This is a genomic window from Pseudomonas sp. R25(2017), assembly GCF_002112565.1.
Lineage (GTDB): Bacteria > Pseudomonadota > Gammaproteobacteria > Pseudomonadales > Pseudomonadaceae > Aquipseudomonas > Aquipseudomonas ekonensis.
In genome coordinates this window covers 1-542 of the sequence record NZ_NEHZ01000056.1, presented here as the reverse complement: position 1 = coordinate 542, position 542 = coordinate 1, and the positions used below count along the sequence as shown (strand labels likewise).

General features: G+C 68.1%; 1 pseudogene. It reads right to left on the bottom strand.

Annotation, left to right across the window (positions count from 1 at the left end):
- Positions 1–526: pseudogene (locus tag CAG31_RS28015) on the bottom strand (hypothetical protein); the annotation flags it as partial.
- Positions 527–542 lie beyond the last annotated feature (16 nt).

Below are 542 nucleotides of genomic sequence, written 5' to 3'. Positions count from 1 at the left end.
GCGGGCCGGTGTTGGTGCCTGTGGCGCTGATGCTGTTGGTGGAGTAGCTCGGTGCCGTCCATGCACCGGTGTTCGCATCCAACGCTGCGCCGCCGCCCAACGCGGTCGCGGTGTCCTGCCCTGCCTTGTTCAGTTGGCTGACGTTGACAGCATCGGTTGCGCTGGAGCCGGCGGCGAGGCCGGTGATGCGACGGCCGTCGGCGCCATTGGCGATGTTCACTTCGCCGCCCGCCGTTGCCGTCCCGCCGACGCCATAAGCGGCGTTGCCCAACGTCGCGCCCGTGGCGGACGAGTTGGCGCCCAGCGCCACACCGTTGGCAATCGTCGCGCTCGCGAGCGGGCCGATGGCGACGCTGTCCTGGCCGGTCGCGCTGCTGTCGGCCAGGGTCGAGTTGCCGTGGAAGTATTTGATGCCGGCGCCGTTGTTGACGAGGCTGTCGACAGTCTGGTTGGTCGCGAACAGTTGCGAGCCGTTAACGGCGTCTGTGCTGGTGGCGTTCAGGGCACCGGCTGCGACGTTGGTCAATTTCACCGCTGTGCCG